This is a genomic window from Streptococcus penaeicida (assembly GCF_002887775.1).
GTDB lineage: Bacteria > Bacillota > Bacilli > Lactobacillales > Streptococcaceae > Streptococcus > Streptococcus penaeicida.
Window position 1 is genome coordinate 111133 of the sequence record NZ_LOCM01000030.1, and the last position, 20620, is coordinate 131752.

The following is a 20620-nucleotide window of genomic DNA, read 5'->3' on the forward strand; positions in this document are numbered from 1 at the left end:
AGAGTAAGGCAAAATAAAAATATAGTATTCCAGAATTCTGGGAGACTATTTGATTAGTTAATAAAGATACCAAAGAGGTAAGGTAGGCAGCTAAAGGAAATCAGGGTATAGAAGATAGCGAGACGAATACTGTCGAATGACTTATAGAGTCTAACTAAGGTTAGACAGGTCCAAAAAATCAGAACCATGATAAACCAACCGGAAATGAGTCTAAGGGGCGTTAGGCCGTAAAGGTTGATATAGATACCAAAGAGTTTCCAAGCTGCTAGGAGGGCAAAGGCCAAGGTATATGTAAATAGCAAAGTTAGGAAGATTTTACCTATTTTTTTGTCCCAGATAAAGACACTGGAGAAAAAGTAGCAGAGGGCCAAAATGGTAAAGTTTAATAAAGCAATGCGAACCAGCTGCCAAAAGCCAGCGACGGCTGTTGAGGAAGCATCTTCAGGGCTGATGTGATTCAACTGTAATAGGGACTGTAAATCAAAGATACTTGTGACTAGGAAAAGACTGTAAATCAAACAAAGACTGCCGATAATGATGTAAGTACTATAGTGAGGAAGTACACGGTAATTACTGAGATTGCCTTGAATGCTAGCATAGTCTGGTTTGCTTGCTTTTTGATGAATGACTGGCGCAATGATTAATCCGTAGAGATAAGCTCCTAATGGTAGGGATAAGGGACCATAGATGAAAAGGTCACAAAGGTAATCTAACCAAGTTAGATTACTAAAAAGGGAGCCAAAGAAATGAGCTATTTCTTGTGTGACATCTTTAAAATTTTCTGAGACCACTTGTAGCTGGCTAATGGCAAAAGAGCCTAAAATGCTGGCTACTATCAGACTGACTAAGACAGTCACTAGAATTCCGGGGTTAATGGCTGGTTTTGCGTCTTCTGTTGCCATTTTTATTTTTCGCATGCGTGAACGAAAGCGAAAATGACCAAAAGGGATAGTCCAAAAACCGCGAAAGGCGTCGATAAAGCTGAGAACTCCGAAGCGTCCTTGAATTAGTAAGTTGTTGCGGGAAAGAACGTAATAGATGAAAGTGATGTGTAGACCAAGCAATTGTAAAATAGCTAATTCTTCTGGCAAGCCCCAAAGTCCGATAGCTAGGAGTTGGGCCAGTAAGCTGAAGAGAAGTAAGGTATCTTCAAGTCTCTTTTCTTTCCAATAGTGTTGATAGTCAAAATGGGCCAGGTTCCACTCGGTTAAACCAATAGCTGCTAAGGCAGCTAGAATCAAATGGCTGCGATTGTCCGAAAAGATATTGACAATGTAGAGGTAGGCTGGAATATAGGAGAGGTAGGCACCAATTTTATAGTGTCTCAGCTCCCTTTGGCTCAATTTTTGGATAAAAAGAGGCGTCAACAGGCGAGATCTTCTTTGAGGCAGAATCATTCTTCCATAGCCTCGCTTTCTGAGTCGGGCACATATTCCAAAATATCACCAGGCTGACAGTCTAACTCACGGCAGAGGGCATTTAAGGTGGAGAAGCGAATAGCTTTGGCCTTATTATTTTTCAAAATGGAAAGATTGGCGGGCGTCAGTTCAATCAGTTCGGCCAATCGACCGGCGCTGATATGTTTCTGAGTCATGACCAAGTCTAAATTAATACGAATCATATGTCCCCTTTCTTATATGGTGAAATCGACTTCGTCTTGTAACTGGACGGCTTTCCCGAAGGCATTGCGAATAACGCGGATCACCAGGGTTAGGGCTAGGCCAGAGGCTGTAATAAGGAGCATGGGAATGTAGCAAGTAACCCCCATTAGAAATGATAAGAGGGTAATGGCAGCCGCTTCCCAGCCAAGGATTTGCAGGCAACGGACATTTTTCTCAATGAAAATTTGTTCCTTACCGATACGACTGACCAAGCTGTATAGGTGATAGAGAAAAACGAGTGACATCAAGCCAATACTATAACCAATGATTAACATGGTCAGGTAACGGGCTGAACCATGGAGAAATGGCGATGGGTAAATAATGGCTAGATCCACCACCCAAGTCCCAGTTGACAAGAGACCGACTGCTCCAATGAAAAGGGAAATCAAGCAAATTTTAGTTAAAAGAATTGAAAAATCTTCATAATTTTGGGGTTTCATAAATATATCTCCTCTGTTTCTTGAACCCAGTATAGCACAATTTTATCGAATATCAATAAAAAAATATCGTTTTTTAATAAAAAGTTGTTGAGGAACGATAAAAATAGTGGTGTTTATATTTTAATTTTTGAAGTATTATAGCTTTTTTTACTTTCTTTTCCCATAAAATACGAAAACGCTTTATTGCTTATTCAAAGAAAGACAGTTATAATTAATTGAAACTTTAATTTTCCATGCATGCTTATGCATGGTTTTGTCTATTCATCAGGTAGCCACTTATTAATGGTCTATCCCTAGAAGAGGAAAGCGTGATATGGAAGAAAAATATTATGAAATCGTAGAGCTTTTATCCGAGGATAGTTATTGTTCATCGGTGCAACTATCTGAAAAGCTTGGCATCAGTGAGAAAACGGTTAGAACTAGAATCAAAGAATTAAATGCTATATTATCTGATTTTGGGGCCACCATTTCTTCAAAAAGAGGAAAAGGTTATACTATCCAAATTTCGGATAAGAAGCTCTTTTTGGAAAAGGTCAACCGTTCTAGTAAAATCCAGTCTAATCAGAAACGTGAGATTTATGAAGAAGTGGTCCACTTGCTTTTAGATGCGGAAGATTATGTGACTATCGATGAGATTGCTGGTCAATTGTATGTGTCTCGCGGGATTGTCTCCAGCCATATCAAGAAGTTAGAAAACTTACTAGACTTATATGACTTAAAGATTGATCGCAAACCGCATTATGGAATTAAGCTTTTGGGCAATGAGTTTGATATTCGAACCTTTATTGTTACCAATAATTTTGCCGCTATTGAAAATAGCCAGCTCACTAGAAACTTGATGGAATATATTATTGCTGGTAACCAAGTTTATCAAGTTCATATGTCTGAAGTGGCACTCGAGGCTTTTATTCATTATGTTTTCGTTGCTATTCAACGGATAAAAAAGAATTTTAGTATTGAAACACCTTTGGCTGGTCGTAAAGAAATTAGTCCTGCTTCGCAAAAGATTATTTCTGATTATCTCAACTATCTCAATAAGGTAAATGGGGTCTACTTCAATAAATATGAGCGCGACTATATTGCTTTGCAATTTACATCAAAGTTGTCTTCAAATTCCTTAAGTAAATTTGGTCCTAACTTTATTATTAGTAGTCACATTGATCAGTTGGCCTTTTCAATGCTTGAACAAGTTAATAAGGCCTTAAACCTTGATTTTCGCAGTAATTTAGATTTGCGCATGTCCCTTAGCCAGCACCTTGTTCCTATGGATATTCGCTTGCGTTATAATATGTTGCTTGAAAACCCTTTGACTGAGCAAATTCTTAAAGAGTACCCCTTTCCTTATACGATTGCTAATACGGCAGTGACTGTTCTCAGTGAATATTATCAAAAAGAGATTCCTTTGGCTGAGGTTGCCTACATTGCTTTAATTTTTGCTTTGGCCACTGAGAAGCGAGACCGTGCTTTAGCCAGAAAAAATATCCTTTTAGTCTGTATTTCAGGAACCAGCAGCTCACAGCTCTTTAAATACAAATATTTGCAAGCCTTTGGGGAATACATTGACCATGTTTATGAATCTTCTGTTTCAGATTTAGATTTCTTTGATTTTGAAGGTCACCAGATTGACTATATCTTTACGACTGTTTCTCTGAATAAGAAATACCCTGTCCCAATCTATGAGATTAACTTATTTATTGATACTAATGACATCCTGACTTATAAGCAGTTCTTTGAAGAAGGGGAAAAGAATTATCTTCTAGACTATTACTCTACTAATCTGTTTATGCCTCAATTAAAGGCAGAGTCTAAAGAAGAAGCTCTAAAACAAATGTGCCAACATATTAGTCATTATGGCTTAGCACCTGATGATTTTTATGAGGCGGTAATGAAACGTGAAGCTCTTGGTCAAACAAATTTCGGTTATATTGCCTTACCTCACCCCTATAAGGTGATGACGACTAAGAATTTTGTCTGTGTAGCAATTTTGGAGAAACCTATGTTATGGGAAAGTAATGAGATTCAAGTTATTTTCTTGATGTCTATAGGTAAAGAAAAGGATAAAGAGCTGGAAAATTTCTATAAAAGTACCAGTAATGTGATGTTCGATAAGGAAAAAGTACAAGCTCTTATTGACCAACCGCGTTTTGAAACCTTAGTTGAAATACTGAAATAAAGCCATTTCTACGGATTTGGTTTTTTTCTTTTGTCCATTTACCGTTAGTCTACGGTAAAAAGAGTTATGGTAGTCCAATAAAGATAGCGCTATCATTAAACTATAAAAAGTGAAAGGACTTTTACCATGAGTCAAGAAAAAATCCTATTAGTTTGCTCTGCTGGAATGAGCACAAGTTTGTTAGTGACAAAAATGAAAGACTACATTAATGCATCTGGTTTAGACTATGATGTTAATGCTGTCGCTTCTTCCGAAGCTATAGATTATGCTGTTGAAAATAAGGTTAACGTTATTCTCCTCGGCCCCCAAGTACGCTTTATGGAAGGACAATTTAAAAAAGCACTTGCTGAATACAATATTCCTATTGATTTGATTTCACCTCAAAACTATGGAACCATGAATGGGGCAAATGTTGTCAAACAAGCGCAAGATTTGATGGCAAAATAGTGGAGGCAATATGGAACAGAAAGATTTAGAAAGCTCAATGAATCTCATAATCCATGCTGGGAATGCTAAATCTTCAGCCATGGAAGCCATTGCCTTGGTTAAAGAAGGCAAACACGATGAAGCGGACTTAAAAATGAAGGAAGCGAATCAAGAGATTGCTGAGGCTCATAAAGCACAAACAGCATTGCTCACCAAAGAAGCAAATGGTGAAATGACTCCATTTTCATTGCTTTTAGTTCATAGTCAAGACCACTTAATGACTGCAATTACCTTCCTTGATTTAGCAAGAGAAGTTATTGATATTTATAAAAAGTTTTAGGAGAAAAAAATGGGAAATTCATTTTTAGACAAAATGACAACAGTCTTGGGAGGCTTTGCCAACTGGGTAAACTCTCTAAGATATATCATTGTAATTAAGAATGCTTTTGCAGCCTTGATTCCAGTAATCATCACTGGTGCTTTTGGTACCTTGTTCTCAGCCATGGTTTTCAATGCTGAAACTGGTTTAGCAAGATTTGAACCTTTACGTTTTTTAGCAGATTTACAACCAATTTCTTCAGGGATTTCATATGTTACCTTAAGTTTCTTAACCATCTACGTTGTTTTCTTAATAGGTATTGAATTGTCAAAACTGAATAACCAAAACAATGTTTTTGCAGGTATTGTAGCTGTTATGAGCTACCTATCTGTTAACCCAACTATTTTTGAATTTATCACTGAAGATCAAAAATCAGTAATGGTTTCAAATGCTTTGGCAAAACAATACACTGATACTAAAGGTCTCTTCTTAGGGATGATTGTAGCTGTTTTAGCAATTGAATTATACAGCTGGTTAAACCGTCAAGATAAATTACAAATTAAAATGCCTGACACTGTACCACCAAGTGTTGCTAAGAGCTTCTCAGCTTTATTCCCAACTGTCATTACTGTTTCAGTTATTGCGACTGGTGGATTCATTATTAAAGCCCTCACAGGTCTTTATGCTTACGATATTATCTATAACATTGTTCAAAAACCTTTAGAAGGTGTTGTTCAAGGCTTACCAGGTATCTTATTACTTGTCTTTGTAGCTCAAGTCTTCTGGGTAATCGGTATCCACGGTAACCAAATGGTTAAACCAATCCGCGAACCATTATTACTTGCTGCAATTGCCGTTAATACTGAAGCTTTCCAAGCTGGTAAAGAACTTCCAAATATCATCACTATGCCTTTCTGGGATATGTATATGAGTATGGGTGGTTCAGGTGTGACTATTGGTCTTTTAGTATCAATCTTCTTAGTTGGTAAACGTGATGACATGAAAGAAATCACTAAACTTTCAATTGGACCAAGTATCTTCAATATTAACGAACCAGTAATCTTTGGTATGCCAATCATGCTTAACCCAATCTTAGCTATTCCATTTATCATCACTCCGTTAGTTACTGGTACAATTGGTTACTTTGCAACTGCAATGGGATTTGCGGCTAAAGCTGTCGTAATGGTTCCATGGCCAACACCACCATTAATCAATGGTTATCTTGCAACTGCAGGTAACTGGGGAGCTGTAGCAACTCAAGCAATCTGTATTGTAGTTTCAATTCTTATCTACCTACCATTTGTTAAAATTGCAAACAGAGAACAACTTGTAAAAGACTAATTATTTAATTATGAAAATAAAGATTCCAGAAAATTTCATTCTGGGAGCTGCCACTTCGGCATGGCAAACAGAGGGTTGGATTGGAAAAAAACCTGGTCAAGATTCTTTCTTAGACAAATGGTTCCAAGAAGAGCCCTTTGTTTGGCATCAGGGGCAGGGCCCAAAAGAAGCCACCAATTTTATGGAAATGTATCAGGACGATTTAGACTTAATGTCGCAAATTGGTATTAGTCATTATCGGACGTCCATTAATTGGTCTCGTTTCTTTGTCGACTATGAAAATCTCATCGTTGATGAAGATTATGCCAGTCATATTGATGCTCTTATCGATGGCTTGTTAGCAATCGGAGTTCAACCGATTATCTGTTTGGAACATTATGAAGTTCCTTATCAGTTAATGGAAAAATACGATGCCTGGTCTAGCAAAAAAGTTGTTGATTTATTTGCTCAATATGCTCAAATTGTTTTTCAGCGATATGGTGATCGAGTTCAGCAATGGGTAACCTTTAATGAACCAATTGTCAGTCAAACCCGCTGCTATCTTGATGCTATTCGATGGCCACATGAAAGAAACTCGAAAAAATGGATGCTTTGGAACTATCATAAGGTCTTAGCCACAGCAAAAGTTGTTAAGATTTTCCATGAGGGCGGCTATTCAGGACGGATTGGTTGTATTATTAATCCAGAAATGGTTTATCCTAGGTCGAGTTCTCCAGAAGACCTTGATGCGGCTAGAAGGTATGATTTATTTTATAATCGAGTCTTCTTAGACCTATGATTAAAGGGTCTTATCCAGAAGAATTGATTGAGCTTTGCAAGGAAAATGATATTTATTTTGATCCGACGGAAGAAGAGCTTGCTCTAATCTCCACAAATAGGCTTGATTTTGTTGGTTTAAATCAATATTATCCAAAGCGTGTGAAATCACAACGATTTGCTTGGAGAGAAGGTGAACCCTTCCATCCAGAAAAATACTATGAGGATTTTCAGTTACCTGGTCGCCAGATGAATCAATCACGCGGTTGGGAAATTTATCCTCAAATTATGTATGACTTATCACTTTATATGAATCGTAACTATCCTGATATTCCTTGGTTTATTGCTGAAAATGGCATGGGTCAGGAAAATGAGGAAAATTTCAAAGATCAGTCAGGTATGATTGATGACCAGTACCGCATTGACTACATTAGTCAACATCTTTACCATCTTCTTCGAGGGGTTGAAGAAGGTTCTAAATGTGAGGGCTATATGCTCTGGGCCTTTACTGACTGTGTCTCACCGATGAATGCTTTTAAAAATCGATATGGTTTGGTTTCGATTGATCTTGAAAATGATAAGAAAAGAAGTTTAAAAAAATCAGCTTACTGGTTTAAATCAGTAATTGAAAATCAGTCATTTGAGTTAGAGAACAAAATGTGAAGGATTTTGATTGACTGTTAGCCAGTCAGATGAAAAAGCTGACCAGTCAAATAGTAATCAAATTGCGCACATCCTGTTGGGCGCAATTTGATTTTTTAAAAGGAAAGAGGATTATATGTTTGGAATTATTGGATTAGGGAAAATGGGTTTAAATTTATCATTTAATGCTGTTGACCATGGTCAAGAACTAGCAGTGTATGATATTAACCAAGAAGCTGTTAAAACAGCAGCTGACTATTCAGAAAAAATTGTACCTGTAGCAAGTATTGATGACATGATTGCTACTTTGCCGACTCCACGTATTGTTTGGGTCATGCTACCTTCTGGACAAATTACAAATAAAACTATTGATTATTTGATTGAACATTTAGATGCCAAGGATATTATTATCGATGGTGGCAATTCTAATTATAAAGATAATTTAAAACAAGCAGAAGTAGCCCATCAAGCAGGTCTTTATTACTTCGATGCGGGAACTTCAGGTGGCATGTCCGGTGCCCGAAATGGTGCTAACTTTATGATTGGTGGCGACCAAGAGGCTTGGCCTTTAGTAGAGCAATTATTGCTGCTTTGGCTCAAGAAGATGGCTACCTCTATACTGGACGCGTTGGTAGCGGCCATTACTTGAAAATGATTCATAACGGGATTGAATATGGCATGATGCAGGCTATTGCTGAAGGCTTTGAAATATTAGATGCTAGTCCTTTTGACTATGACTTTGAAAAAGTGGCTAAACTTTGGAATCACGGTTCAGTTATTCGCGGATGGCTAATGGAATTAGCTGAACAAGAATTTGCTAAAGATCCACATTTAGAAAATATCATCGGCCGGGTTCAAGCATCTGGCGAAGGCAAATGGACTGTTGAGGAAAGTCTTGATTTAGAGGTTCCTGCACCAGTTATTGCCCTTTCATTGATGATGCGTAACCGCTCATTGCAAGATGACACAGTAACCGGAAAAGTTTTGGCAGCCTTACGAAATGGCTTTGGCGGTCATGATGTGACTAGAAAATAGGTAGTGGTATGACAGAAACAAGTCAATTTCCTAAATCTTTTCTTTTTGGTGGTGCTATTGCAGCAAACCAGGCCGAGGGTGCTTGGCAAGAAGGGGGACGAGGACTGTCAAATATTGACATGATTCCTCATGGAGCAGATCGGATGCCTGTCAAATTAGGCTACGTCAGCGCTCCCCAACTTGATGATCAGCATTATTATCCTAGCCATACTGGTATTGACTTCTATCATCATTACCAAGAAGACTTGGACATGTTGGCTGATATGGGCTTGGAGATTTTTAGAACCTCAATCTCATGGAGTCGTCTCTTTCCAAATGGTGATGAGAAACAGCCAAATCCAGAAGGATTAGCCTTTTATCAAAATCTCTTTGAAGCATGTCGCCAAAGAAAGATGAAAATCTTGGTGACCTTGGCCCATTTTGATATTCCAATGGGCTTGGTCCGCGATTATGGTTCTTGGCGCAACCGTCAGGTTATCGATTTCTACCTAAACTTTGCCGAAACTTGTTTTAAAGCCTTTGGCCAGCTTGTGGATTACTGGATTACCTTTAACGAGATCAACATCGTCTTGCATAGTCCTTTCTCGGGTGCTGGCTTGGCTATTTCGGAAAATGAAAACAGAGACCAAGTGCTCTTCCAAGCTGCGCATCATATGTTATTGGCTAGTTCCAAGGCTGTTCAGAGATTCAAGAATCTATGCCCGCAGGGACAAATTGGCTGCATGATTGCAGGAGGCAGTTTTTACCCCTATTCCTGTAACCCAGATGACGTCTGGAAAGCCATGATGGACGACCGCCTTAATACCTTCTTTGTTGATGTCCAAGTTCATGGAGAGTATCCCTTCTATATGGCTAATATCCTCAAAGACAAAAATATTAGTATAGATATCACTGAAGAAGACCGTCAGACCCTCAAATCAAGTGTTGATTTTGTGGCCTTCAGTTATTATTCATCCCGAACATCAATTGCTGATATGAGTCGTGTCGAAATTAATAGTGGCAATGTGGTCAAATCAGCCAAAAATCCTTACCTGCAAGTTAGTGATTGGGGCTGGGCTATTGATCCAAAAGGCTTGCGCATCACCATCAACAGCCTTTATGAAAAATACAAGAAGCCATTATTTATTGTTGAAAATGGCCTAGGTGCACAGGACCAACTCGAAGCTGATAAGACCGTCCACGACCCTTACCGGATTGCCTACATGGAAGAACACCTGAAAGAAGTGGCTAAAGCCCTTGAGGATAACATTCCTTTGATTGGTTATATTTCATGGGGGATTTTGGATTTGGTTTCGGCTTCGACTGGTGAAATGTCCAAACGCTACGGGGTCATCTACGTAGACAAGGACGACCAGGGCCAAGGCACTTTAGCAAGATATAAAAAGGATTCCTATTATTGGTATCAAAAATTAATTACAGACAGAAACCTAGATTAGAAAGAGCACGCTATGCATTACATTTTGGGCATTGATATTGGGACAACAGCTACAAAAGGAATTCTCTACCAAAGCAATGGTCAGGCAATTTCTGCCACAGTCGAGCAAATCAGCTGATCAGAGGTTCAGAAGGGCATGCCGAGCAAGATCCTGAAGCTATTTACCAAGGCTTGGTTGAACTCATTCAGGAAGTCAGTCAGGGTCTGAAAGAAGAAGATAAGATTGATGCGGTGGCTTTTTCATGCCAGATGCATTCATTAATTCTTTTAGACCAAGCTTATTCCCTTCTAACGCCTTCTATAACCTGGGCTGATACTCGGGCAAAAGCCTTTGCGAAAGTCATTAAGGACTCAGAAGTGGGACAGCGATTTATGGCCACTTCTGGGACGCCTATCCATCCAATGAGTTGGTTGGCTAAGTTGAGCTATTTTCAAAAAGAAGAACCACAAGTGATGTCGCAAACAGCCCATTTGATGGGGATTAAGGACTATCTTTTTTATCGACTCTTTGCCGTCAATGCCATAGACATTTCTTCTGCAACGGGGACTGGTTTGATTAATCTGCAGCAAGGAACCTGGGATCAGGATATTCTTGACTATTTGGATATTTCGCAGTCCTTACTGCCAGAAATCAAGGATTCCCTGAACTACCTTGAGGGAGTACCAGAAGTTTTCCAAGGCTTAAATGGTTTGACAGGAGAGACCCGTTTCCTTTTTGGTGCGGGCGATGGTCCTATGGCAAATCTGGGAATTGGAAAGATGGCTGACAAGGCTGCCGTTATTACTATTGGAACCTCATCAGCTGTTCGTCTTTTATCTCAAGAGTTGCAAGTGGAAGAAAGTGGTAGTCTCTTTACCTACGCTGTTAAAAAGGGCCTTTGGGTCATTGGTGGACCAAGTAATTCAGGTGGTAATATTCTGGAATGGCTACATAAGACCTTTTATCAAGGACAGGCTCTGGAGACCATTTTTCAAGATATCCAAGCAACACCAATCGGTGCAGACAAGCTTTGCTTCCTACCCTACCTTGGTGGTGAAAGAGCACCCCTATGGGATTCTGAAATCAGAGGTTCTTTCCATAATCTATCCTTTACCCATCAGAAAGCCCACTTTGCGCGTGCTTGTATGGAGGGACTCTTTTATAACATCCGCATGATTTTGGAAAGTATCGAAGAACACTACCCTGTGGACACACTCTATGTCAGTGGCGGTCTCTTCCAAACGCAATTATTTATTGAACTCTTAGCAGATATTACTGGTAAAACCATTATCCAATCAGATGAGAAAGAAGTGGGGTGCCGAGCTGCTTTCTTTCTCTCAAAAGAGGCCCTAGGACAAAGTTATATAAGCCAAAGTCGCGACCAAGAATACCATCCAAATGCTGAAAACCATCAGCTTTATACAGAAGCCTATGAAGAGAATTTTAAGGTTTTGATTTAAAAAAGAAACATCCTCATCAGGATGTTTCTTTACTTTTATGGAAAATGGCTCGCTCCGCCATTTTTTGGATTTTGATGGTGGAGTTGTTTTGGTAAATCGTTCCATTGATGAGAGCTCCGTGTGCGTAGAGGTTTTCTAGGACGCCATAGCGAGTTGAAATGACTTGTGAGGTCTCTGGCAGAATGGACAGGCCGCCAAAGGAATCAAGTTGGCAAAGCCCGTCAGCAATTAGTTCTTGCAGGAGTGGGGTGGCATTCTTTAGTGACTTGTCTGACAGGTGATAGCCGGTAGCGTTGATGACAACGTCCATGTTTAGGTCTTGCTCGTCTTGTCTTTTGAGAACAAACTGGCCATTTTGCGCTTGGATGCTTTCAATGGCGTCAATGATTGTTAGTCTTCCTTCTTTGGCAGCGGCTATGAGGACCCGCGCTGATTCTTCAGGCATGGGATTGCGTAAGTTGAGGATGGACTTGCCATAGATTTGCTGAAAAGCTCTGCGATCCTCACTTGTCATCAGTGGCCACAAGTCTGTAAAGAGGTCGGCGACTCGGCTAGCCAGCTGTTGCAAAGAAAAGAGCTGCGCTGGGTTAGCCAGTGATAGCTCAAGCCCCTTGAGGCCGTCTGCCAAGAATTGCTTTTGGGTCTCTTCCCAATCAGTAAAGCCCAGTGCTGTAAGTTCTGAAGAGAATAAGGTTTCAAAAGTTTTTAATGTAAAGGATGGCTTGTCCTGGTTTAAGATTGAAGCCAAGTTCTGGTCGGTCAGATACTGCCAGCTGATTGGGTCACCCTCGATGATTCTGCCGTTGGTAGATGGTTGCTACGGGAGAAAGCTGCTATCGAAGCGGAGCTCTCTGATAGTAAAAATTTGATGACATCCACTGCCGCCAAACCTGTACCGATGACTGCTATCTCTGGCTTGTCCCATTTTCCCAAAAAACGTAAATCATCTAAGGGATAAGGATCGGCAATGTAGTTGGCGTGACCCTGCAAGGCGAAGGGGTCAAGAACCGGCAACTGACCACAGGCAAGGTGGACCTCATCAAAATCAGACGGAAATGGCTGGCCTTGGGTAAGAAGCTGCCATTTTTGATTTTCAGGAAGGTAGATTATCCGGTCAACCCGTTGCTCAAGACGTTGAACCGGCAACTTAGTCATTAGCTCCAGGCCTCTTTGGGACATATAGTGACCATAAAGGGCGCGTGAGACATAAGGGTGCGAAGTGTCCTGATTATTGTCGCGCATCCACTGGACAAAGTCCCCCATCTGACGGTAATCAAAGGAGATATCATGGATGGGAGAATTAATCAGTGCTGAGGCATGGTCCTCCTGAAAGGGTAGTCCTCGGCCAAAATGCAGAGCATCATCAAAACAGTAAATTTCTAATTTAGCCAATTCCTCATCAGGAAGTTGGGAGAAGGCCAACAGTACCGCTAATCCACTAACTCCCATACCAACAACAGCAATTTTTTCCACAAAAGAACCCCCTTTTAATGCTAAATAATATGATAGCACAAAAGAGGGGGATAACAAGTGGTTAAAAAGAGTTTGTTTATCAAGAGCAACTATTTTTGATGGGTTTCCAGTCTGTGTTTTTGCAGAAAACTAAAGTGGGAGTGTTAGCCTAAGTGTTTTTTTAAAAGTCGCATCTTACGCCCAAACCTGTCGATAACGTCATATTGAAAGTGGTAACCACATTTTTCGTAAAGTCCGGTGTGAGCAGTGACAATGTAGAGTTTAGAAAAACCTTGTTTTAGTGCAAGATCTTCCAGTAAGGAAATGATTTTTAAACTGTAACCTTTTCCCCGTGAGGCTGGTGCGACATAAATTGTCGATAAAAAAGGCCCAAGAGGATAATCATCTTTGTTTAAGATATCCTGATCTAACAAGGCTCCCAAAGCGATCAATTTTTGATTTTCATCGGTAACGAGAATAATCCGGTCACTTGTAGCTAAGTTCTTTTCCTTGTAACGCGTTGCTAGAAATTGCCCAGCTTTCCAATCAATTTCCTGAATGAGAGCAATCCGTTTTTCTGAATCCGGATGATTTGCTTTTAGATAAAAAATCGTTTCTGTCATTTCACTAACCTATTTTTCAATTAACTGTAAGAAATCTTTGGTTGTTAGAGCTTGTCCCATAAGGGGGAAGAGGTTTTTGATTGGAAAGTAATGTAATTCTTCAGTCGTGGCACCCATGGCATCGGTGATAAAGTACTGATTATAAGCATATTGATAGCCATCACGTGCTGTCGAATCAACAGCAGCATGCGTAGAAATACCACATATAACAAGGTTTTCAATACCACGCCGTCGGAGTTGAAGATCTAAATCTGTACCAAAGAATCCGCTAAAACCTCTTTTATCCACAATGTAATCAGATTCAGTCACTTGAAAGCTTTCAGGAAATTGTGAGAAGCGAGAATTCATATCGTCACCGGGGAGTTGAACCATTGCATTACTTGGGTGCAACTTATCCTTGCCATCTTGAAATTTTACCCGGATAAAAGCAATAAAGGCATCTTCTTGACGAAAGCGATCGATTAGAAGTTTAGCATTCTGGGTAATTTCTTCTGATGGATATGGCAGTGTTGGCATTTCAAGAATACCTAATTGCAAATCGATCAGTAAAAGTGCTGTTTTAGCTAGAAAATGATTGTGACTCATGAAATGATACCTTTCTACTTATTGATATTTTCGCACACTTGGCGCTTGATAATGAAGAATAAAGCTTTCGATTTCGGAAATGTCATCTGAGAACAGAATATTATCGCGATCCTGCTGGCTTAAAAAGCCTTCAGTCACCATCTGATCAAATTGTTGTCTTAAATGGTCAAAATAGTTGTTGATGTTAAAAAGAATACAGGGGTTATCATTTTGACCGATGCGTGACCAGGAAATAACTTCAGAAATTTCTTCTAGCGTTCCAGGGCCACCTGGTAGTGCGATGAAGGCATCCCCGAGTGCCATCATTTTGGCTTTTCGTTTTGGCATGTCGTCAACGATAATCAGTTGGGAGAGACCTGCATGGGCAATTTCCCTTTCTTCTAAGAAAGTCGGCATGACACCGATTGTCTGACCACCTTGGGCGATGATTGTATCAGCTATGACACCCATTAGTCCAACTTTACCACCGCCATATACGAGATCGTGCTTATTTTGGGCCATCCAAAGGCCTAATTCACTGGTTTTTTCTCTGTAGATTGGATTCTTACCCTCACTTGCTCCGCAAAAAATGGTTAATTTCATTCTTCAAACCGTCTTTCTAATTTATTTTTATGTGCCTCGATAATCTCTTCTAATGAAATTTGATATTGGTCAGCTATGATAAAGATATTATCTAGAACATCTCCTAATTCTTCCTTAATATCTTCTAAATTTTCAGCCATCGATTTTTCAATCTCATCAGGCCTATCTCTCCCAATTTCATATTTTCGAATGGCTTGCGCGAGTTCACCGACCTCTTCACATAAAAAGTTAGCTCGGATGAAAGAATGATATTGGTACCAATTCCTTTTCTGATAAAAATCACTAACCCATTTTTGATATGCTTTAATATCCATGACTACCTCCTCAGTCTTACCAATATCATATCAAAAAAACACTTGTCGTTAAATTGGGAGCTTACCTTTAAAATCTAATATTCGGATATCCTTAGAGAGGTAGTAATCGTTTCAAATATGGTAATATAAGCTTGATATATCCTGAAAGTTTTAGGGAGTGGAGAATCTATGATGAGGAAAAAGGTGTTGTTATGTGCTATTCTAAGCTTACTGATTCTGTCAGCATCGCCTCTGTCTGTCAGTGCAATGAGTAAGACCGAATATAAAGAACTGGGACTCCTGTCTTACAAAGGAGAACCTTATTTCCCCCTAGGAAAGTTAGATAAATATGGTTGTCCAACGTGGGCTCATATTCAATTAAATGATTTTATTGGTGCGGAAGCTGCTAAACACTATCAAAATCCCAAGAAGACCATCAATGGCAATAGTGGTGCTTTGACGGATTATCTGACTGGCTTTCATTCAAATGAGGAAAGCTACCTAGTATCTAAAGACCCTAGCAGCAAGGTCAATGCACATGTTTGGAAATCGCGTTATTTACTGAATGTCATGTGGGTTAATGGCGTTAATAGCAGTGTTATCCAAAATTTTGGTCTCATCACAACTTATGCTAATGAAGGTTACACAGATGCTGACAAAGATACCTTAGTTTCCCTTGAGGATTATGATAAAGCTTTGTCAGACTGGACCAGTAGTTTTAGCAGTGATTGGGACAGTAAGAATTGAAGAAATTACGGATAGACCATCTTCGTACCAGTAAGTGACTAAGTTCTTTGTTACATATTTTTTCCGAACATTTTAATTTATTTTCATATAAAAATTTGAAGTTTAAAACTTGCTATGCTATAGTCTGTCTATTATTTCTTAATAGGAGTAGAAAAAATGCATTGGGAAGTATTAAAAACAGAAAAATGTAGTCGTTGGCAATATAAAAAAATAGTTAAAAAATTTATTACCGAGGAAGAAGCAAAAAATTACAAAAATTCTTTGCAAGGATACAGCGAACTTTATTTAGTTAGCAACAAATAGATTGTCATTATTATGGATTCTATAACAAAAAGTTAGCGTGATAATATTTACAAAACTTGTGAGGTAAAATAATGGATCAACCAAATTTAATTACACTTGAAGAAAACTACAAAAAATTTCAAAAAACTCAGGATAATCTATTTCAAGCGTTAATGGAATATAAAAATAGCTATTCTGATTTTAAAGAAATAACTAAATTTTATGGTAGTGATGAGTGGTTTAACCTACATGAAAATAAAATTAATAATCCTGATTTAAAAATTCTTGGAGAAGATACCATCTATGATTTAATTATCAGCCATAGTGACTTGCTAGGAGAAATGCTAGCACTATCTACACAAATGTATAAAACAATTTAATTACTATGACTGAAATCTGGATAATCTTGTGTACCTTTTTTACTCATGTTGCTGTTTATGTAATATATCATTTCCTATGGATTGTACTAATTGTGAAATTGATATTAATCTATTTTGGAATAAAATATTTATATCATCTTTTAATTTGTAAGTAACATCTAACAAGAAGTGGAATATAATATTGCTTTCTAACAATCTTTGAGGTTAAATCATCTCAGCCAAACAAAGTGATATTTTCTGGTAATTTAAAATTATTGGAATTTTAAATATTGTTCGAAAATGTTTTTTTTCGTACACAGATGTTAGATATTATAAGACAAAGCACAGAGCCAGTCTATCAATTGCTGTTTTGCAAAAGTATTGGAGTCAGGGAGTGGGTTCAAAGTTACTGAGCGAGGCAATAAATATAGTAAATAATAATAAGGATATTTTACAAATAGAATTAGATTTTGTTGAGGGGAATTCGAGAGCTAGGGCTTTATACGAGAAATTTGGTTTTAGAATAACAGGTGTTAAACCAAGTGCAATTCGACTGAAAAATGGAGAGCTCCTTAATGAATACTCAATGATGAAAGAGCTCTAAAATAATTTTAAACTGTAAATACTATGGAGAAATATGACAACAACTATATATTTTATACGTCACGCTGAACCTAATTACAATAATCATGATGATGTTTTAAGAGAATTAACTGAAAAAGGGATAGATTCAAGCAAAAAATTAGTTAACTTGTTTTCATCCATAGCGATAGACAAGTTTTATTCCAGTCCTTACAAACGTTCGATAGACACTATCAAACCGTTAGCAGATAGCAAGAATAAACAAATTACAATTATTGATGAATTAAGAGAACGAAAACTTTCTGAAGGATGGATTGATAATTTTAATGAAGTGGCACGAAAACAATGGGAAGACTTTAATTATAAGTTGCCAAATGGTGAAAGTCTAAAAGAAGTTCAAGAAAGAAATATTCTTGCTGTAAATACCATTTTAGAAACTTCTAGAAATGAAATAGTTGTAATAGGGACACATGGAACAGCCTTATCAACAATAATTAATTATTATCAAGAAGACTTTAAGTATGAAATGTTTAATAAATATAAACATGAGTTTCCATGGATTGTCAAATTTGAGTTCAATGAGAGTCGAAAGAAAAATATAGAAATCATCATATAATAAAGAGAGGTACTCAAATGTCAATAGAACTAGTCGAAGTGAATCTTCAATCTAATCAGGATATTATTGATTGTGCTTATGAACTGATAAAGAGCTTTTGGAAGATACATAGCAACTATATTCAAACTGATGAAGAGAGTAAGCAAGACTTCAAGGAATGGCAAAGTGAGGGTAATCTTTTCTATATAGTTAAATTTCAAAACCACTATATTGGTTTCGCAAGATTAGGAAATAGAGGTGCTAAAATTGATTGGTTAGAAGATTTATTTATAGATGAGCAATTTCAAAATAGAGGACTAGGAACACAAGTCATTAATATACTAGAAAATAAAGTAAAACAATATTCGGAATCTTTGTATCTAGAAGTGGCTTCAAGAAATTTGAAAGCAATGAAATTATATAGAGAGTTAGGCTTTGATTGTCTAAACTCAATTACTATTCGTAAAGATTTTCAAAAAGAAAATTTTGAAGTAATTGAACGTCAGAAAATTTCAGATTTTCAATTTGACATCAAAAAATATAATAAATAATTTCGGGGACAATTGATGGGACAAATCCTCCTGAGACAAGCAAAAAAGCCTTTAATCAAAGGCTTTTTTTATGTATAGTATGATGCCCCCTACAGGATAAAATTAAGGTTTGTAAAAGTGCGATAAGTGATGTTATTAGGTGTTTAAGGCTGTTTTGAAGCGATAACTATTGTTAAGTGATATCATCAATTGCAATTTTGGTGGGCAATCGGTGGGCAAATAAGTAAAAATATAGAATAAATAAGGAAGTATAATTTTTCGTATTTGTTGTGTATTTATACAATAACAAGAAATTGGTATCTTTTTATAAAATATCAGTGTTTTAATAAACAAAGTATTATAATGAGATCATAGGAAAGAGGATGCTTTATGTCACAAATTAAATTAACACCAGAAGAACTTCGTACATCAGCGCAGAAATATACAACTGGCTCACAATCGATTACAGATGTGTTAACTGCTTTAATGCAAGAGCAAGCAGTTATTGATGAGAATTGGGATGGTACAGCATTTGACAGTTTTGAAGCACAGTTCAATGAACTGTCACCAAAAATAACACAATTTGCACAATTGTTAGAAGACATTAATCAACAATTATTAAAAGTTGTAGATGTTGTTGAACAAACAGACTCTGATATTGCTTCACAGATTAATCAATAATTGGTTTATTCTCATTCATAAGTATAGCTTAGGAGGCATAAGCCTTCTTATTTTTGATATACTTAGTAGAGGGTATTTAATTGATTACATTAAAGGAGTTAAGATGAATAATAAAAAGATTATATATTTTTTTTTAGGCTTATTAATTGCAGTAGGTATTTTAGTAGGAGGACATAAATTGCAAGAAAAACGCGAATATGATCAGATGGTAGAAATTGTTGAAAGTAAAGAAGTTAAACACCTTATTGAAGATGATTTAAAATTCTTTGATAAAAATGCGTTATCAAATAAAGGTAGAGTTAAAGAATATAGTATTGATAAAAAATCAATAAAAAAAAAATCCAATGGGAGGTATCATGGTTAATATTTATATTAATAACAACAAAAAATATAAGTTATCCTATACATTAGTACATGAATTAACGGGAAAAGGAATTGATATCGGTGGACGTGGAATTTCAAAAGATTTAAATGTTTTACTTAAGGAGAACTAATATGGTATATAGTGACCTTGAGAGAAGATTAATTGCTAGTGAAGAGTATACTGATTATGATGTAGATGCGACAGTAACTATCGGAAAACAAGAAACTTATAAAGAAATTGGTACTGTCCGTGAAGTCGTTACTGATAATTTCGGCCAAAAAGCTTATGTTGTTCAAAGTGAAGATAAAAAAGAGGTCTCAGTCATTTATAGAGGATCAGAAGGACCAGGTACAAAAGGCTCTGCTGTGGATTGGCTCGAAAATGATATTCCAATGGCAGACAAAATCATAAATGGGAAAAAGGGGGTTACCCCTCAATTAGCTACATCTGCAAATACTCTAAACAATGTTTTAGCGAATGATGACTATAAAGGTGCAGACATTGCCTAGAAAAACACTTTATAAATTTTGTACAGAAAAGTGTTGCCTTTTCAACAGAAAACCGCAAATTTTGTATCAAATCTATGCGTCGTGTAGGTCGTTCTAAATATAATGTATTAGTTTATTTTTTATTATTAGTATTGTTTAAAACTGGTTTAAGAGTAGGTGAAGCCTTAGCATTAACTTGGGATGATGTTGATTTTGAAAATTTAGAAATTAAAACGTATAGAAGGTTTAGTGGAGATAAGGGGATCTTTAGTCCTCCAAAAACTTCTATTCGTACGATTCCTATTAGTCAATCTTTAGCTTTAATATTAAGTCGGTTGTATGATGATCAGCAAGTTATGTTGAAAAAATTAAAAATTGTAAACATGAATAATCAAATATTTTATGACTATAGATATGGTGTTTCGACAAATAGTGCGATAAATAAAAGTCTTAAAAATGTTTTAAAAAAATTAAATATTAATTCAAAAATGACTGCAACAGGTGCAAGGTATACTTATGGAAGTTACTTATTAGCAAAAGGTGTAGATATTTGGGTAGTTGCAAAGTTAATGGGTCATAAGGATATTACACAGTTACTAGAGACTTATGGTCATGTTTTGACAGAGGTAATCAATAAAGAATATGAAACTGTTAGAATTTTGGTATCTTAAAGAAATATTTTAAAAAAGTGGTTCTAGAACAAATTTAGAACAAAATTAAAAAAAACAAAGAAAAAAACCTTTAAAAATCAAAGGTTTTCAAACTTAACAATTTAATTAACTGCCCCCT

General features: G+C 37.2%; 23 protein-coding genes and 4 pseudogenes. 19 read left to right on the forward strand and 8 right to left on the reverse strand.

Annotation, left to right across the window (positions count from 1 at the left end; genetic code table 11):
• Nucleotides 1-53 precede the first annotated feature (53 nt).
• From AT575_RS08455 to AT575_RS08465, 3 genes are read right to left on the reverse strand one after another with little or no spacing between them, the layout of a single operon-like run.
• Entirely contained in the window at nt 54-1397 is a 1344-nt protein-coding gene (locus AT575_RS08455) for a DUF4153 domain-containing protein (protein WP_102777962.1), read from the reverse strand.
• A complete protein-coding gene (locus AT575_RS08460; protein WP_102777963.1) occupies nt 1394-1621 on the reverse strand; it encodes a helix-turn-helix domain-containing protein in 228 nt (75 codons plus the stop codon). The genes AT575_RS08455 and AT575_RS08460 overlap by 4 nt, the downstream gene beginning before the upstream one ends.
• Before the next feature lie 12 nt (nt 1622-1633).
• A complete protein-coding gene (locus tag AT575_RS08465; protein WP_102777964.1) occupies nt 1634-2101 on the reverse strand; it encodes a DUF2975 domain-containing protein in 468 nt (155 codons plus the stop codon).
• A 313-nt stretch (nt 2102-2414) separates the two neighbouring features.
• On the opposite strand from AT575_RS08465, the gene AT575_RS08470 reads away from it, so the two are divergent.
• The 8 genes and pseudogenes from AT575_RS08470 (at nt 2415) to AT575_RS08505 (ending at nt 11668) form a co-directional block, all read left to right on the forward strand.
• A complete protein-coding gene (locus tag AT575_RS08470; RefSeq protein ID WP_102777965.1) occupies nt 2415-4274 on the forward strand; it encodes a BglG family transcription antiterminator in 1860 nt (619 codons plus the stop codon).
• A 126-nt stretch (nt 4275-4400) separates the two neighbouring features.
• Complete coding sequence (locus AT575_RS08475) at nt 4401-4721, forward strand: PTS sugar transporter subunit IIB (RefSeq protein ID WP_102777966.1); 321 nt, start codon at nt 4401-4403, stop codon at nt 4719-4721.
• 10 nt (nt 4722-4731) lie between these two features.
• Nucleotides 4732-5040, forward strand: a complete 309-nt coding sequence (locus AT575_RS08480; protein ID WP_102777967.1) for a PTS sugar transporter subunit IIA — start codon at nt 4732-4734, stop codon at nt 5038-5040.
• A gap of 9 nt (nt 5041-5049) precedes the next feature.
• Complete coding sequence (locus AT575_RS08485; protein ID WP_102777968.1) at nt 5050-6360, forward strand: PTS sugar transporter subunit IIC; 1311 nt, start codon at nt 5050-5052, stop codon at nt 6358-6360.
• 10 nt (nt 6361-6370) lie between these two features.
• A pseudogene (locus tag AT575_RS08490) lies at nt 6371-7779 on the forward strand (glycoside hydrolase family 1 protein).
• Between the two features lie 115 nt (nt 7780-7894).
• A pseudogene (gene gnd / locus AT575_RS08495) lies at nt 7895-8793 on the forward strand (phosphogluconate dehydrogenase (NAD(+)-dependent, decarboxylating)).
• An 8-nt stretch (nt 8794-8801) separates the two neighbouring features.
• On the forward strand, nt 8802-10229 hold the full coding sequence (gene ascB, locus AT575_RS08500) for a 6-phospho-beta-glucosidase (RefSeq protein ID WP_102777969.1): 1428 nt from the start codon (nt 8802-8804) through the stop codon (nt 10227-10229).
• A 116-nt stretch (nt 10230-10345) separates the two neighbouring features.
• A complete protein-coding gene (locus tag AT575_RS08505) occupies nt 10346-11668 on the forward strand; it encodes a gluconokinase (RefSeq protein ID WP_245871532.1) in 1323 nt (440 codons plus the stop codon).
• Between the two features lie 16 nt (nt 11669-11684).
• Here AT575_RS08505 and AT575_RS08510 read toward each other — a convergent pair.
• From AT575_RS08510 to AT575_RS08530, 5 genes and pseudogenes are all read right to left on the reverse strand, one after another.
• A pseudogene (locus tag AT575_RS08510) lies at nt 11685-13117 on the reverse strand (FAD/NAD(P)-binding protein).
• Between the two features lie 167 nt (nt 13118-13284).
• On the reverse strand, nt 13285-13743 hold the full coding sequence (locus tag AT575_RS08515; protein ID WP_102777970.1) for a GNAT family N-acetyltransferase: 459 nt from the start codon (nt 13741-13743) through the stop codon (nt 13285-13287).
• A 9-nt stretch (nt 13744-13752) separates the two neighbouring features.
• Nucleotides 13753-14328 carry an isochorismatase family protein gene (locus tag AT575_RS08520; RefSeq protein WP_102777971.1) on the reverse strand — a complete coding sequence of 192 codons (576 nt, stop codon included), beginning with the start codon at nt 14326-14328 and terminating at the stop codon, nt 13753-13755.
• Nucleotides 14329-14346: 18 nt separating this feature from the next.
• Entirely contained in the window at nt 14347-14910 is a 564-nt protein-coding gene (locus tag AT575_RS08525) for an LOG family protein (RefSeq protein ID WP_102777972.1), read from the reverse strand.
• Nucleotides 14907-15224: a MazG nucleotide pyrophosphohydrolase domain-containing protein gene (locus AT575_RS08530; protein WP_102777973.1), complete on the reverse strand. Its 318-nt coding sequence runs from the start codon at nt 15222-15224 to the stop codon at nt 14907-14909. Before AT575_RS08530 ends, AT575_RS08525 begins: the two co-directional genes overlap by 4 nt.
• Before the next feature lie 168 nt (nt 15225-15392).
• On the opposite strand from AT575_RS08530, the gene AT575_RS08535 reads away from it, so the two are divergent.
• From AT575_RS08535 to AT575_RS08575, 11 genes and pseudogenes are all read left to right on the forward strand, one after another.
• On the forward strand, nt 15393-15950 hold the full coding sequence (locus tag AT575_RS08535; RefSeq protein ID WP_102777974.1) for a hypothetical protein: 558 nt from the start codon (nt 15393-15395) through the stop codon (nt 15948-15950).
• A gap of 156 nt (nt 15951-16106) precedes the next feature.
• Nucleotides 16107-16253 carry a hypothetical protein gene (locus AT575_RS10640; protein ID WP_165605240.1) on the forward strand — a complete coding sequence of 49 codons (147 nt, stop codon included), beginning with the start codon at nt 16107-16109 and terminating at the stop codon, nt 16251-16253.
• A gap of 71 nt (nt 16254-16324) precedes the next feature.
• Nucleotides 16325-16612 (forward strand): DUF4298 domain-containing protein, encoded by a 288-nt coding sequence (locus AT575_RS08540; RefSeq protein ID WP_102777975.1) that lies wholly within the window; start codon nt 16325-16327, stop codon nt 16610-16612.
• 268 nt (nt 16613-16880) lie between these two features.
• On the forward strand, nt 16881-17195 hold the full coding sequence (locus AT575_RS08545; RefSeq protein WP_281254369.1) for a GNAT family N-acetyltransferase: 315 nt from the start codon (nt 16881-16883) through the stop codon (nt 17193-17195).
• A gap of 33 nt (nt 17196-17228) precedes the next feature.
• The gene (locus AT575_RS08550) at nt 17229-17789 is read left to right on the forward strand and encodes a histidine phosphatase family protein (protein ID WP_102777976.1); all 561 of its coding nucleotides are present in this window, start codon (nt 17229-17231) and stop codon (nt 17787-17789) included.
• Nucleotides 17790-17806: 17 nt separating this feature from the next.
• On the forward strand, nt 17807-18319 hold the full coding sequence (locus AT575_RS08555; protein WP_041781627.1) for a GNAT family N-acetyltransferase: 513 nt from the start codon (nt 17807-17809) through the stop codon (nt 18317-18319).
• Nucleotides 18320-18688: 369 nt separating this feature from the next.
• Nucleotides 18689-18979, forward strand: coding sequence for a WXG100 family type VII secretion target (locus AT575_RS08560; RefSeq protein ID WP_102777977.1), 291 nt, complete (start codon nt 18689-18691; stop codon nt 18977-18979).
• Between the two features lie 103 nt (nt 18980-19082).
• Nucleotides 19083-19343 (forward strand): DUF1310 family protein, encoded by a 261-nt coding sequence (locus tag AT575_RS08565; RefSeq protein WP_281254366.1) that lies wholly within the window; start codon nt 19083-19085, stop codon nt 19341-19343.
• The gene (locus AT575_RS11020) at nt 19336-19473 is read left to right on the forward strand and encodes a hypothetical protein (protein WP_247212879.1); all 138 of its coding nucleotides are present in this window, start codon (nt 19336-19338) and stop codon (nt 19471-19473) included. The genes AT575_RS08565 and AT575_RS11020 overlap by 8 nt, the downstream gene beginning before the upstream one ends.
• 1 nt (nt 19474) lies before the next feature.
• Nucleotides 19475-19852: a hypothetical protein gene (locus AT575_RS10910; RefSeq protein WP_245871531.1), complete on the forward strand. Its 378-nt coding sequence runs from the start codon at nt 19475-19477 to the stop codon at nt 19850-19852.
• Between the two features lie 101 nt (nt 19853-19953).
• A pseudogene (locus AT575_RS08575) lies at nt 19954-20502 on the forward strand (site-specific integrase); the annotation flags it as partial.
• Nucleotides 20503-20620 lie beyond the last annotated feature (118 nt).